12 protein-coding genes and 1 pseudogene are annotated in these 14,216 nt (G+C 58.0%); 7 read left to right on the top strand and 6 right to left on the bottom strand.

Annotation, left to right across the window (positions count from 1 at the left end; translation table 11 throughout):
• Positions 1 to 46 precede the first annotated feature (46 nt).
• Together JT51_RS21240 and JT51_RS11800 are read left to right on the top strand one after the other, a co-directional pair.
• Positions 47 to 415 carry a cupin domain-containing protein gene (locus JT51_RS21240; RefSeq protein WP_081894670.1) on the top strand — a complete coding sequence of 123 codons (369 nt, stop codon included), beginning with the start codon at positions 47 to 49 and terminating at the stop codon, positions 413 to 415.
• Positions 416 to 790: 375 nt separating this feature from the next.
• A pseudogene (locus tag JT51_RS11800) lies at positions 791 to 1,206 on the top strand (DDE-type integrase/transposase/recombinase); the annotation flags it as partial.
• 181 nt (positions 1,207 to 1,387) lie between these two features.
• Here JT51_RS11800 and JT51_RS11805 read toward each other — a convergent pair.
• The 3 genes from JT51_RS11805 to JT51_RS11815 all read right to left on the bottom strand — a co-directional run bounded on the left by JT51_RS11805 (position 1,388) and on the right by JT51_RS11815 (position 5,675).
• Complete coding sequence (locus JT51_RS11805) at positions 1,388 to 3,559, bottom strand: Tex family protein (RefSeq protein ID WP_037314124.1); 2,172 nt, start codon at positions 3,557 to 3,559, stop codon at positions 1,388 to 1,390.
• A 69-nt stretch (positions 3,560 to 3,628) separates the two neighbouring features.
• Positions 3,629 to 4,651: an Ldh family oxidoreductase gene (locus JT51_RS11810; RefSeq protein WP_037312697.1), complete on the bottom strand. Its 1,023-nt coding sequence runs from the start codon at positions 4,649 to 4,651 to the stop codon at positions 3,629 to 3,631.
• An 85-nt stretch (positions 4,652 to 4,736) separates the two neighbouring features.
• Positions 4,737 to 5,675, bottom strand: coding sequence for a c-type cytochrome (locus JT51_RS11815; RefSeq protein ID WP_152563339.1), 939 nt, complete (start codon positions 5,673 to 5,675; stop codon positions 4,737 to 4,739).
• A gap of 96 nt (positions 5,676 to 5,771) precedes the next feature.
• Between JT51_RS11815 and JT51_RS11820 the strand changes: the two genes are divergently transcribed.
• The 3 genes from JT51_RS11820 to JT51_RS11830 are packed head-to-tail and all read left to right on the top strand — an operon-like array spanning position 5,772 to position 8,178.
• Positions 5,772 to 6,281, top strand: coding sequence for an RNA polymerase sigma factor (locus tag JT51_RS11820; RefSeq protein WP_235216169.1), 510 nt, complete (start codon positions 5,772 to 5,774; stop codon positions 6,279 to 6,281).
• Positions 6,282 to 6,292: 11 nt separating this feature from the next.
• Positions 6,293 to 7,039, top strand: a complete 747-nt coding sequence (locus JT51_RS11825; RefSeq protein ID WP_037312703.1) for a hypothetical protein — start codon at positions 6,293 to 6,295, stop codon at positions 7,037 to 7,039.
• A gap of 59 nt (positions 7,040 to 7,098) precedes the next feature.
• Positions 7,099 to 8,178 carry a hypothetical protein gene (locus JT51_RS11830; protein WP_037312707.1) on the top strand — a complete coding sequence of 360 codons (1,080 nt, stop codon included), beginning with the start codon at positions 7,099 to 7,101 and terminating at the stop codon, positions 8,176 to 8,178.
• Between the two features lie 37 nt (positions 8,179 to 8,215).
• On the opposite strand, the gene JT51_RS11835 is transcribed toward JT51_RS11830, so the two are convergent.
• Positions 8,216 to 9,520, bottom strand: coding sequence for a UDP-glucose dehydrogenase family protein (locus JT51_RS11835; RefSeq protein ID WP_037312710.1), 1,305 nt, complete (start codon positions 9,518 to 9,520; stop codon positions 8,216 to 8,218).
• Between the two features lie 148 nt (positions 9,521 to 9,668).
• Here JT51_RS11835 and gmd point away from each other — a divergent pair, with 148 nt between their 5' ends.
• Together gmd and fcl are read left to right on the top strand one after the other, a co-directional pair.
• Positions 9,669 to 10,793 carry a GDP-mannose 4,6-dehydratase gene (gene gmd / locus JT51_RS11840; protein ID WP_037312714.1) on the top strand — a complete coding sequence of 375 codons (1,125 nt, stop codon included), beginning with the start codon at positions 9,669 to 9,671 and terminating at the stop codon, positions 10,791 to 10,793.
• An 11-nt stretch (positions 10,794 to 10,804) separates the two neighbouring features.
• A complete protein-coding gene (gene fcl / locus JT51_RS11845; protein WP_037312717.1) occupies positions 10,805 to 11,782 on the top strand; it encodes a GDP-L-fucose synthase in 978 nt (325 codons plus the stop codon).
• A 33-nt stretch (positions 11,783 to 11,815) separates the two neighbouring features.
• Here fcl and JT51_RS11850 read toward each other — a convergent pair whose 3' ends face one another.
• Together JT51_RS11850 and galU are read right to left on the bottom strand one after the other, a co-directional pair.
• Complete coding sequence (locus tag JT51_RS11850; RefSeq protein WP_037312721.1) at positions 11,816 to 12,892, bottom strand: DUF2793 domain-containing protein; 1,077 nt, start codon at positions 12,890 to 12,892, stop codon at positions 11,816 to 11,818.
• Between the two features lie 261 nt (positions 12,893 to 13,153).
• Positions 13,154 to 14,047 (bottom strand): UTP--glucose-1-phosphate uridylyltransferase GalU, encoded by an 894-nt coding sequence (gene galU, locus JT51_RS11855; protein ID WP_037312724.1) that lies wholly within the window; start codon positions 14,045 to 14,047, stop codon positions 13,154 to 13,156.
• Between the last annotated feature and the right edge of the window lie 169 nt (positions 14,048 to 14,216).

Raw genomic sequence — 14,216 nt, forward strand, 5'->3', positions numbered from 1 at the left:
GCCCCTGATTCCGCGGGTCACCTACACAACTACATGAGGACGATACATGACGCTGACACCAATTCGAATGACTGCTGAAGGTGATCCCAAAAAGGGATTTGTTCCCGGCGACGCCGTCGCGAAAGAGGATTTCCTCACGGACGACAAAACCGAGATTTTCAGCGAGCTATACACCTCGGACGACAAATACGTCACTGCCGGTGTCTGGGAATGCGCCCCTGCGCGCGAAGCGTTCGACGCCTATCCCGTCGATGAGATGATGACTGTCATTTCGGGCTCAGTCACTATGACCAGCCATGACGGAACCAAGCAGACCTTTTCCGCGGGTGATACGTTTTTTATCGGCAAGGGAACGCCGTGCGTGTGGGAGAACACCGAAACCATGCGCAAGTACTATATGATCGTGGAGCGTTGATTATTTGAGGCCATGAATGGCACCTGTCAGGGAAGATCAGCGCGCTCGCGTGACCGGACGCGAACGATCTGCGCATGTCGCCCGCTTGGCGCGTGCGATGCCACACCTCGGATATGGCATGACAACGGTAATCTTGTACACGCCAAAACGTCGGCTGCTGCCTTGTCCGAGGGGTACATTAAAACTGATATGTAATGCGGCTAGATCCCGATGATCGGCAGAAAGCATGCAAAGGCAAAAGCGGAGGTGTGCAGGCCAAAAGCGTATGTGATGGACGCGGTTGTTATCGGTCGTTTGAAGTCCGATTTGGCGAAGACCCAGCCCTGGATTTGGGCGATGATGGCAAAGCAGAGGAAGGTGGGCAGGCCTGATGGCGCGGTCGATCAGCATGGTGCCGTGCTGGACGAAATACTCCAACCGAAACGGGACAAACGGGCCGCAAAACGGCTGTTGCGCCGCCTGATAAAGCGTCTTGGGTTCATTCCAAAGCGGATCATCACGGACAAGCTGTGTTCTTATGGTACTGCCAAGCRAGAGGTTGCACCGGGCCTGGATCATTGGTCGCACATGGGCCTCAACAACCGTACCGAGAATAGCCATCTGCCGTTCCGCAAACGGGAAAGAGCGATGCAGGGATATCGGTCTCCGGGCGGATTACAGCGGTTTGTGGCCACCCACTCAGCCGTCCGTAATTGCTTCAGCGCCCCCGCTCACGCCGATCCGCCGCAACAATCCGATATCACCGTCTCGAGGCATTTGACGCTTGGAATGCCGTCACTCAAGTTGCTTGAAATCCGTAAATCAACATTCCCTGGTCGACCGGAAGTTAACGTGACAACACCCCCTCGGGAAGTGCGCGCCTTTAAAGGAGATCATGAGCTGGCTTTCGACTGGATGTGACCGGTGGTCATTCACGCGCTAACTCTTCCAGCGTCAATGGTCAAATTTTTGCAACAAAACCCCGGCACGATCCTAGCGCGCTGACGTACCCCCATCCTTGCGCATTGTCAGGCCAATCCGCTTGCGCGGCACGTCCACTTCCACCACGGTGACTTTGACGACCTGCCCGGCCTTGACCACCTCATGTGGGTCCTTGACGAAACGATCGGCCAGTTGGCTGACATGAACCAACCCGTCCTGATGCACGCCCACGTCCACAAATGCGCCAAAAGCCGCGACATTGGTTACGGTGCCCTCTAATACCATGCCGGGTTTCAGATCCGTGATCTGTTCGACGCCGTCGGTAAAGGTAGCGGTTACAAAACTTGGGCGCGGGTCCCGGCCGGGTTTTTCCAGCTCTGAAAAGATGTCCAAAACAGTCGGCAGCCCAAACTTGTCGTCGACGAATTGCTCAGCCCGCAGTCCTTTCAGCGTCCGGTCATCACCCATGATCTGGCGAACATCCCGCCCGCAGGCCGCAACGACCCGGCGGGCAACGTCATATGCTTCGGGATGAACCGAGGATGCATCCAGCGGTTCTGTTCCGCCCCGAATGCGCAAAAACCCTGCGCATTGCTCAAAGGATCGAGGGCCAAGGCGTGCAACACCCAGCAGATCCTTGCGCGATTGAAAGGCGCCCTTCAGCTCACGATGTAGAACAATGGCTTCTGCCAGCCCCGGCCCCAACCCCGAAACACGGGACAGCAAGGGGGCGGAGGCGGTGTTCAAATCCACGCCAACGGCGTTCACCACATCCTCGATGACCGAGTCCAGCGACTGCGACAGACGGTGTTGGTCCACGTCATGCTGATACTGGCCGACGCCGATGGACTTGGGCTCGATCTTGACCAGTTCGGCCAAAGGGTCCTGCAATCGGCGGGCGATTGAGACCGCGCCGCGCAAGGACACGTCCAGATCGGGAAACTCGCGCGCGGCAAGCTCGGACGCGGAATAGACCGATGCGCCGGCCTCGGACACCACAACCTTGGTTGGGGCTTTCACGGTTTTGGGCAGCAGTTTCAGGGCATCGCCGACCATCTTTTCGGTCTCGCGGCTGGCGGTGCCATTGCCGATAGCAATCAGCTCGATCTTATGCGCTGCGATCAGGTTCAAAATAGCCGCCTCTGCCCCGCGCAAATCCTTCCTGGGTTGGAAAGGGTACAGCGTGTCGGTGGCCAGAACCTTGCCCGTGCCATCGACAACTGCTGCCTTCACGCCGGTGCGAATACCCGGATCCAACCCCAGAGTTACGCGCGTCCCCGCAGGCGAAGAGAACAGTAAATCTTTGAGGTTGCGGGAAAAAACATGAATTGCATCGTCCTGCGCACGGCTGCGCAGGTCTGCCATCAATTCGACCATCATTGCCAAAGACAGCTTTACCCGCCAGGTCCAGCCTGCCACCTTGCGCAGCCAGATATCACCGGGGGCATTGCTGCGGGGGTGTAGATGGGCCGCCACGATGGACTCGGCCCGGGCGGCCCCGGTTTCGGGTTCGGGCGCAATGTCCAGCGTCACAATCCCTTCTTTTGACGCGCGCAACATCGCCAATGCGCGGTGCGACGGGGTTTTCGTCCACAATTCGGAATGTTCGAAATAGTCGCTGAATTTCGCACCTTCCTGTTCCTTGCCTGCGATTATCTTGGATGTCAGCACCGCCTCGCGCTGCATAAAGCTGCGCAGCTCACCCAGCAGCGCGGCATTTTCTGTCAGACGTTCGGCGATGATGTCGCGCGCCCCGTTCAGCGCATCTTTTGGTGTCGGAACGGCCTCGCCCAGATACCCCTGGGCAAGCGTTTCGGGGTCAACGGTCCGATCCGACAGGATTGCGTCTGCCAGAGGTTCCAGCCCGTTTTCCCGCGCGATCATCGCCTTGGTGCGCCGCTTGGGTTTGTACGGCAGGTAGATATCTTCCAGCTGGGCCTTGGTATCGGCCTGCGCAATGGATTTCGTCAGATCATTGGTCAGCTTGCCCTGATCCTTGATCGAGTTCAGGATCGTTTCGCGACGTGATTCCAGGTCACGTAGATAAGTCAGGCGGTCGGACAAGGTCCGCAATTGCGTGTCGTCCAACCCGCCCGTCACCTCTTTTCGATAGCGGGCGACAAAGGGAACTGTCGCCCCTTCATCCAACAGTTTGACTGCGGCGCCGACCTGTTCCGGGCGGGCGTCAATCTCGGTGGCGATGGTGCGGGCGATGCGGTCCAAGGGGGCCTCCTGACGATGGTTGGAGGGACTTCTTAGCCACCCGTATCCCCGAGGGGAAGGGGGGAGCGATTACCCCTGTTTACCCAACGCCCTCAAATCATCGTGCAGCGGCTTTGCGATCTCAACATATCCTCGTGCGGTGTTCCGGGCGCGGGCGGCAAACCGTCTTTGTGAGGGCAGGCGCGCGCCCTGATCAATGATATCGGAAAACAGACGTTCGGCCCGGGCGTCATTTTCAACCACCCTGCCACCGCTGAACTGTTCCGGATCAAAGGCCAGAATGACCTCACCATGATAGGGCGCGCCGCCTGCGCCGGCGGCGAACTCCATGCTTTCAAGGCTTGTCAGATCGTCGATCAGCGGTCCGGCCAGAAGTTCGATCATGATGGACAGGGCCGATCCCTTGTAGCCGCCGAAGGTCAACATCGCGCCATCCAGCGCAGCCTGCGGATCGGTTGTCGGATTGCCATCCCTGTCGATGGCGACACCCTCGGGCAGGGGTTTGCCTGCACGGTGGTACAGCTCGATCTCGCCGCGGGCAAAAGCGCTGGTGGCAAAATCAAAGGTGAACGGGTCCTTGCCCCGGCGCGGCCAGCTAAAGGCCAAAGGGTTGGTGCCCAGACTGCCCCGCGTTCCCCCGGCGGGCGCAACCCAGGAATGACTGGGAACCATGGCCATTGCGGCCAGACCGGCAGCGGACAGGCGTTCGACCTCGGGCCAAAGCGCCGAGAAGTGAAAGCAACGGTTGATCGCCATGGCCGCGATACCGTGGGCGCGGGTCTTTTCGATCAGTACCGGCAAGGCCTCCTGAAATGCCAACAGGGACATTCCGCCCTGCGCATCGACCCGGACAATGGCGTTGTCCGACGGGGTAACAACGGGCGCGGCGTGCCCGTCGATTTTTCCCGCCTGCATGGTTTGCACGCACATGAACAGGCGGAACAGGCCGTGGGACTGGCAGTCATCAATCTGACAGGTGGTCAGCATATCGGCGATGGCGGCCGCATGGTTCGCGCCGAACCCGGAATTTGTCAGAACCTCCAGGCTCAGCGCGCGGACCTCATCCAGTGTCAGTTTGACCGTTTCGCTCATGACCCGTTTCTCCCTGTTGGGTGTCACCATAAGGGATAGCGTGGCCGCCCGGGGAAAGGGAACCCGGTTTGCAGCGGGGCGGGCATCAGCCCTGTGCTTCGGCTTGCAGATAGGCGATGACGTTGGTGATGTCCTTGTCCTTTTTCAAGCCAGGGAACTGCATCTTGTTGCCCGGAATCGAACCTTTGGGGTCGCTCAGAAACGCGGCCAGAGTTTCGGCGTTCCAGACAATGCCAGAATCCTGCAGCGGGCCAGAGTATTTGAACCCGTCCGCCTGTCCGGCAGAGGCACCGATGATCCCGTGCAGCGACGGGCCGACCGTGTGACGGCCTTCTTTCAGCTGATGGCAGGCTTTGCATTTGCGAAAGACCTTTTTGCCTGCTTTGATGTCGCCCTCAACAGCGGCCACAGCAACGGGGGCCGTTGGCGCGGCCTCGGCTTTCTTGTCGTCCATATTGAACATCAGCCGCGCCGTGATCGGCACTGACCGGGTGATGCCCGGCAGACTGGCCAGTTCCATCAGCTTGTCGACGCCCGCATTCACGCCCGCGTCTTCGGTGCTGAGGAACACCATGTCGTTGGTCGACACCATCACCGAAGTTTCGGACACGCGCAGAACAAACATTTCGGCATCAAACTCGATATCCGTTCCCGCCAGCGACAGAACGGCTTCGGCATCAATGATGGCGCTTTCGCCGATTCCCAGCCCCGAGGCTTCCTCCATTTCGAAATCTGCGGTCAGCGAGGCGGTGCCCGCGTTGCGGAACACGTATTCGATCATGCGTTCGTTGCGAATGTCGATGTTGGTCTCGACCGAAGACAGGTCGATTTTGATCTCGGCCTTGCCATCCGGGCTGACATGGCCGGACAGGCCAGAGAACGAATTGACCTCACCCACTGTGTCTTTTTTGATCGTACCATAGGCCAGATGAGAGCTCTCGGGTGCAAGGGTCCAGCTTTCGGCCAGGACCGGAGTTGCAACAAATGCCGACGCAATTGTGACCGCTTTCAACAGAAGTTTCATTTCTTTCCTCCAAAGTTTGTGCCAGTCCTGACCTCGCGGGCCCGGTCCGTGAATTGCAAACACACACAGGTCGCGATTTATTCGATGGGTGTTGAAATGAGTTCCGAACAAGCCGTGCGCGGCGCGATCCAGACGTATTCCAAACGCGTCTGGCGGTTTGGCCTTGCCCTGTCGGGTGCCTCAGACGTCGCCGACGATCTGATGCAGTCTACGTGCTTGCGTGCGCTTGAGCGTCACCATCAAGTGACGTCGCATGACCGACTGGACAGTTGGTTGATGACGATTTGCCGTTCAATCTGGCTGAACGAAGTGCGCGCGCGTTCAGTGCGCAAGGCGCAGGCGCTGTCAGTGACCCCCGAGGCGGAATTAATTTCGACCGGATCGGATTCAGAAACGAATATTTTCGCCACTGAAGTGTTTACACAAGTAATGCAGCTGCCAGAAGCGCAGCGGGAAACGGTAATGCTTGTGTTCGTTGAGGGCTACAGCTACCGCGAAGCCGCCGCGCTGCTGGAGGTGCCGATTGGAACTATCATGAGCCGGTTGTCCAACGCCCGGCAAAAACTGAAAAACGTGATGCAGCATGATGCGGCGGACGCCGTTTGACGGAGTGGCAAATGAAGTTTTCCGACGAGACGCTAAGAGCGTATCTGGAAGGCAATGTGGATGAGGCTGAGGCAACCGCGATCGAACACGCGGTTGAGGCTGATCCCGATCTTGAACAACGCCTGATGGCGCTGGACCCGTTTGCGCCTGTGGTGCAGACAGTTTTTGAGGCAATCCCGGCCGAGGCGCCGCAGATAAATCTACCTGACGCCCCGTCGGAAGCCGCAGTTCACCCTGCGGGTGGGGCTTGGCGTTTGCTGGCCGTTGCGGCGTCGGTCGCGGTTGTGGCCGTATCGGCGACGTTCTGGGCAACCCGTCCTGCGCCGATGGGTTGGGCCGAGCAGGCCGCGATTTACCAATCGTTGTATGTGCCGGACACGATTGCGTCGCTGGATAATTCCAACCAGGTTCTCGACACGCAGTTCGCGTTGGCCGAGGAGCAGCTTGGTCGTTCGTTGAACCGCGATGCGCTTGAGACACTTCCGGGGATGGAGTTGAAACGCGCGCAGGTTTTGTCGTTTAACGGCAAGCCGCTGATTCAGATTGTCTTTGCTGATGAACAGGGTCAGCCTTTTGCCTTTTGCGTTATCCGTCAGGGGGCAGGGGCCTCGGACAAGGACGTGAAACAAGCAGTTCTCAGCGGGTTGGCCACTGCGTCCTGGTCGCAGGATGGGTATGGTTATATGTTGATCGGCAGCAGCGATCAGTCTGAACTGGACGGCAACCTCGATATCCTGACCGCGACTTTTGCAGGTTGATGGCGCAGGGCGCAGAAAACGCCTTGTGATCCGGTCAAAATGCCCGAATTATAGCGGGCATGATATCGAAACCTGTGACGTCTGATCCGGATGAGGACGCCGATACGGTTGGTCCTCCCAGTATCTATGACACCGACCCCCCCGAGGATGAGGATCTGTGGTTTCTGCCCCCCGAGGGGGAAGAGGCACAGGATGTATTCCTGCCGCCCGGACCGATGGCCGACCAACGTCTGTTGTTTGATCCGCGAGACTGGCGCGCGGCTCAGTCGGATTTGTCCCTTGAATTGGCCGATCTTGCCGTCACGTTTGGTGCATTGGATGAACGTCTGCGCGCGGGGCCCAAAGGCTGGACCCACCGGTTGGCATTGATGGACGTGTCCGATCTGGGCTGGTGGACCGGGGACCGGATCAGTGTCGATCGCCTGGCTTTGTGGACGGGTCTGCGGATTGGGGCCACCGGTGACGATGTGCAGGCCTTGTTTCGCGCGGGTTGGGCGGTACGTCGGCTGATTGGCGGCGCAGGCCCCACAGAAGGCGGATGGGAGGCCGGGTTGACCGCGTTTCTGGATCGCATGGCGCAGGGCATCGAAGAAGTTCCCGAAGCGGTCGCCGATCTGGCCGAAGTAATGCGCAACGCCGACGGTCTGCATCCCGTGACACAGGCGGCGATTGGGTTTCACGCGTGGCGAGCTTTGTCCCAGGGGATCGGTCAGGACACTGAGGCGGCAATCATAGCCGCGCGCCACGCTGCGACGATGGGGCGGGGTGGGGCGAAGTTCATGCCTTTGGCATTGTCCGGTCCGGGCGCGCTGCGCGGGGCAGGGACACCGAATGAAAAGCTATCGGCCTGGATCAGAGGCGCAGGGCAGGCCGCGCTTGCCGCCCTGCTGCATCTGGATCGCATCAATGCCTGGGAGCAACGCGCGCATGAGGCGACCCGCGATCTGAGCGGGCGGACGCCCCCTCATCTGATTGATGCATTTACCGCATGGCCGATGATTTCGGCCCCGCTGGCCGAGGATTTGACCCATGCCTCGCGGGCAGCGGTGCAACGCAACATTGACGGGTTCACCCGCCGTGGCCTCATCCGCGAGGTGACGGGGCAGGGGCGTTACCGGGTCTGGACAGCGGCGCTGTAATACAGAAACCGGTTGGCGGGTTCAGGCCGTCCCGCGTTTAACGTCCAACCCCCACGTATGTATCGAACCCCGATTTCAAGACTGTGCTTTCGGAATATATGTTGCGCAGGTCAACCATTCTGGGCGTTTTCATCAAACCGGCAAGATCGCTGAGGTTCAGGGCACGGAATTCGTTCCATTCTGTCAAAAGCACAACCGCATCCGCGTGTTTTGCCGCCGTGTATGGATCGGTTTCCCATTCGACGCCCGGCAACAGGGCTTCGCCTTCGGTTTTGCCCTGTGGGTCGACGACGCGAACCCTGGCTCCTCCTCCGATCAGCGCCGGAACAATTGTTAGCGACGGGGCGTCGCGCATATCATCTGTGTTCGGCTTGAAGGTCACACCAAGGATCGCAATTGTCTTGCCGTTAAAGCTGTCGTCGCAGGCGTCACGGATTTTTTCGATCATCCGCTTCTTGACCTCGTCGTTCACACGAATGACGGTTTCGGTAATCTGCATGGGATGGGCGTGCTCCTGCCCAATCCGGGCCAGGGCTGCAGTGTCTTTTGGAAAACACGACCCGCCATAACCGGGGCCTGCGTGCAGGAACTTGTTTCCGATACGACCATCCAACCCGATGCCACGGGCCACTTCCTTGACGTCCCCGCCCACCCGTTCGCACAGACCCGCGATTTCATTGATAAAAGTGATCTTGGTCGCCAAAAATGCGTTTGCCGCATATTTGATCATCTCGGCGCTTTCCAGATCGGTGGTCAGGATCGGAAAATCACGCAGATATAAAGGGCGATAGACTTCTGCCATGACCTCAGCCGCGCGATCGTTTTCGATACCCACAACCACGCGGTCAGGGCGCATGAAATCGTCGATGGCTGCACCTTCGCGCAGGAACTCGGGGTTTGATGCCACGTCGAACTCGGCGTCAGGGTTGGCGGCGGCGATGACGTTTTGAACCTTGCGGTTGGTTCCCACCGGAACCGTCGATTTTGTTACCACCACGGTATAGCCGCTTATGGCATGTGCAATTTCTTCTGCTGCGGCCATGACATAGGTCAGATCGGCGTGCCCGTCGCCGCGCCGGGTCGGGGTGCCGACGGCAATAAAGACCGCATCCGCATCACGGACTGCGGCGGCAAGATCGGTGGTAAAACTTAGGCGACCGGCAGCAACATTTTTTGCCATAAGGGCATCCAGACCCGGCTCATAGATCGGGACTTCGCCAGCCTGAAGTGTTTGGATCTTCTGCTCGGCCTTGTCGACGCAAATGACGTCGTGACCAAAGTCAGAAAAACAAACACCCGACACCAGACCCACGTACCCGGTGCCAATCATAGCAATACGCATATTCTAAATCCTTCCTGCAAATAGTTGCCCATACATTCAAGAAAGTTTCGCCGGATTCAATGCTTGTAACGAGCCTTGGGTTGCATTCCAGAGATTCTTGCTGTTTTTGAGACGTCAATCAGACACACAGGGTTTTGTGGGAAGAATTATGACAAAAAAGGCATTGATTACCGGAATTACCGGGCAGGACGGATCATACTTGGCCGAGTTTCTGCTTGAAAAAGGGTATGAAGTTCACGGGATTAAGCGCCGTGCGTCATCCTTTAACACACAGCGGATTGACCATATCTATCAAGATCCGCATGATCGGAACCCCAAGCTGCACCTCCACTACGGTGACCTGAGCGATACGTCGAATCTGACGCGAATCATTCAGGAAGTGCAGCCGGACGAAGTTTACAATCTGGGCGCGCAGTCTCATGTGGCCGTCAGTTTTGAATCGCCAGAGTACACGGCTGACGTGGATGGCCTTGGGACTTTGCGGTTGCTGGAAGCGATCCGTTTTCTGGGTTTGGAAAAGAAGACACGGTTCTATCAGGCCTCGACATCCGAGCTGTATGGTCTGGTGCAGGAAACCCCACAGCGCGAAACAACGCCGTTTCATCCGCGTTCACCCTATGCGGTGGCCAAGCTGTATTCCTACTGGATCACAGTGAATTATCGCGAAGCCTATGGCATGTATGCCTGCAACGGCATCCTGTTCAATCACGAAAGCCCGCGTCGTGGCGAAACCTTCGTGACCCGCAAGATCACCCGCGGTTTGGCGAATATCGCGCAAGGTCTGGAAGACTGCCTGTACATGGGCAATATCGACAGCCTGCGCGATTGGGGTCATGCAAAAGACTATGTTCGGATGCAGTGGCTGATGCTGCAGCAGGACAACCCCGAAGATTTCGTGATCGCGACCGGCGTCCAATATACTGTCCGTCAGTTCATCGCATGGTCGGCGGCTGAATTGGGCATCACGCTAGAGTTCTCTGGCGAAGGCGTCGATGAAACCGCGACGGTCAAGTCGATCGAAGGTGACAATGCTCCGGCCCTGAAACCGGGGGACGTGATCATGCGCATTGATCCGCAGTACTTCCGCCCGGCCGAGGTGGAAACGCTGTTGGGTGATCCTACAAACGCCAAGATCAAGCTGGGCTGGGAGCCCGAGCTGACCGTGCAGGAAATGTGCGCCGAGATGGTGGTCGAAGACCTGAAAACAGCCAAACGTCATGCCCTGTTGAAAGAGCACGGGTATGACTTGCCAGTTAGCCTTGAAAACGGTTGAGGGGAACGACCATGCGTAAAATCTATGTTGCCGGTCACCGTGGCATGGTTGGCGGCGCGATTCTGCGCCGTTTGAAAGAACGGCAGGCAGCGGGCGAAGCGTTGGAGGTGATAACCCGTACGCATTCCGAACTAAACCTGACCGATCAGGCCGCCGTACGTGATTTCATGCAGTCCGAACGCCCGGACGTGGTCATTTTGGCTGCTGCCAAAGTGGGTGGCATTCACGCCAACAACACCTACCCGGCTGATTTCATTTACGAAAACCTGATGATCGAATGCAATGTGATCCATCAGGCCTTTGCCGCCGGGGTCAAGAATTTGCTGCAACTGGGCAGTTCCTGCATCTACCCGCGCGCGGTGCCGCAGCCGATGCGCGAAGATGCCCTGCTGACCGGGGTGTTGGAGCCCACAAATGAACCCTATGCGGTCGCTAAAATCGCCGGGATCAAACTGTGTGAAAGCTATAATCGGCAGCATGGGGTTGATTATCGTTCGGTCATGCCGACCAACCTCTATGGGCCGGGTGACAATTTCCATCCGGAAAACAGCCATGTGCTGCCGGCGCTGGTCCGCCGCTTTCACGAGGCGCAGCGCGATGGGCTGGACGAAGTGGTGATCTGGGGTACCGGCAAACCACGCCGCGAATTCCTGCACGTGGACGACATGGCCGAGGCATCGCTGTTCGTGCTGGACCTTCCGCGCGACATCTATGAGGCAAACACCCAACCGATGCTGAGCCATATCAACGTCGGCTGTGGCGAGGATGTCTCGATCGCCGAACTGGCAGCGCTTGTTGCGAAAACGACCGGTTTCACCGGGCGGATCACGCAAGATGTCAGCAAGCCGGATGGCACTTTGCGCAAGTTGATGGATGTATCTCGTCTGGCAGATATGGGCTGGCGTGCCCGCGTCGGGCTTGAAGACGGTGTTCGGGAAACCTACGCTTGGTTCCTTGACCAGACGGATGGGGATCTACGCGCCAAGTGACCGCCCGGACCGAAGCCCGGGCAGTATAATGGATCAGAACCAACGGCCGATTGCCATGGCCGTTGGTTCGCGCGTCGTCGTATCGCTTGCGGTGGACAGCACTTTGAAACCCACCTGAGAATGAGTTGGTGCATCGAAGCCCATAAACCGGGTGCTTGCGCCGCCGCCGCCACTGATGGCAACCGGTGTGCCGGTGGCAAAAGCGATCGGGAAATCCCAAAGCGCGGCATCGCTGGCGAACAGCGCGCCTTCGGCAGTGGTACACCCGGTTGCGGGTAAAGTGGCCGTGCAAATTTGCGTGCCGTCGGCAAAGCGCACGTAATCCCCATTGGCTGTTGATCCGCGTTCGATCACAGCACCACTCGGCGTGCCGCCATTCTGCGCCACAGACCCCAACAGGTTGCCGGGGCCATACCCATAATCTGCACGCATCAGGCGCCCGGCGGTTGTATCGTCGGCGCTGATCTGAACGGCCGAACCGCTTGCGGTTCCAGTTGCCGGATCAAAGCTGAGCGCATCGGTCCAGGAACTGCCGTCAGGTGACACCTTGATGGAAAAGCCGGTGTTGCCGGACAATCCCATCTCGGCATGACCGGTCCAGTTGGATTGAAACAGCAAAGATGCGGTGTCGCCCGCGTTTGCCTTGTTGATTTTCAACTGGTGGCCATTGCCCTCATGGCTGAGCAATGTTGCCGGAGACCGCACCGACAGACGGTTTGTACTGTCATAGCCGGTGGCAACGCCGACCCCGTCCAAATTCTGTGTGGCAACTGGCGGATCAATCCAAGTGCCGCCATCCCAGATTTTCATTTGTCCGGTGCTGTCGTCCCATGCACGCCAGCCCGTATCAGGTGTTACAAAATGCCAGGCGTTGTCCAGCCACGCGGCAAGCTGTCCGGCATGTCCGGCCCAATCACCGGTTGGAGAAGCGCCAAGCGCGTGAACTTCGCCGGCGTCCGGAACTGGGGGTGGGTTCGAGGCATTTGTTGAAGCGACGCTGAGCTGTACAACCAAATCCAGATGGCGCAAGGCTTCGTTATGGGTCACATGTTTCTGGGCCTGCGACGGCTGAATATACGGCAGGTTCAATCGGGGTGAGTTCTGGTTCACGGGGCGTCCTCCAATAGCTGTCGGTCCGACAATTGCATTGCGCGCAACATTGCCGTGACGCGCATAAAGCTTGTCTGACCGGGGCGGACGCCTGTGAAATTGTTTGCTAACTTTCAGCCCTCAAACCGACCACAAGACGTTGAGATTGTGGAACTGGTTTGCCATTGGCTCTGATTGAAAGTCACAGCCACAGGACCTTTATGCCCCCCGCAAAGAACAGGGGGGCAGGGTCTATTGTTGGTGGCTGAAAAAGGTGGGCTGCTATTGAGCCGCCTGATCGGTGGCAATGATATCATGCAGGTACTGGCTCAGATCTTCGCGCAGATCATCCCGGGCCAGCGCGAATGCCACGGTGGCTTGCAGGAACCCTGCTTTTGATCCGCAGTCGAACCGCTGACCGTCGAATTTATAGCCAAACACCGGCACGCCGTTGCCGATATCCTCGGCTATCGCGTCAGTCAGCTGAATTTCGCCACCGCTGCCTTGTTTCTTTTGATTGAGGTTATACAGGACCGACGGGCCAAGAACGTAACGGCCGATAACGGCCAGGTTGGACGGCGCCTCCTCAGGCTTTGGTTTTTCGACCATGCCTTTGGCACGAACAACCGTACCGATGTTTTCGCCCACATCCAGTACACCATAAGCGCTGGTCTTGTTTGCCGGAACTTCCATGGCGGCAACCATATTGCCACCTGTATCTTCATAGGCTTCGATCATCTGCTTAAGACAGGGTTTGTCCGCTGCGATGACATCGTCGGGCAGCATAACCGCGAATGGCTCATCCCCGATCAGGCGGCGTGCGCACCAGACTGCGTGCCCCAACCCCAGGGCTTTGTGCTGCCGGATGTAGGCAATCGCCCCGCTTTCCATATTGGTCGCATTCAGGGTTTCCAGAAGGTCGTCTTTACCCTTGGACTTCAGCTCCTGCTCAAGAACGAGATTGTGGTCAAAATAATCCTCAAGCGCGGATTTGCCGCGTGATGTTACAAAGATGAACTCTGTAATGCCTGCTGCGCGGGCTTCGTCGATGGCGTATTGCACCAATGGGCGATCAACCAGAGTCATGATCTCTTTCGGGACCGATTTTGTTGCTGGCAAAAATCGGGTGCCCAACCCCGCAACGGGGAAGATCGCCTTTGTGACCTTGCGTGCCATGTTACCTCTCAAACTAAATAATGCTTGGTAATTTTACGTTCGTTGGGTTTTTTCATAGGCGCTGTTGGCCAAACAATCAACGTCGATGGACAATCGACGACAAACCCGGAGGAATGGTGCCGTCCAAAGGGCAGCGATGTCAAAATTTACCGGCTTCGCGTTACAGAAC

This window comes from Ruegeria halocynthiae, assembly GCF_000743705.1.
GTDB classification, from domain to species: domain Bacteria; phylum Pseudomonadota; class Alphaproteobacteria; order Rhodobacterales; family Rhodobacteraceae; genus Ruegeria; species Ruegeria halocynthiae_B.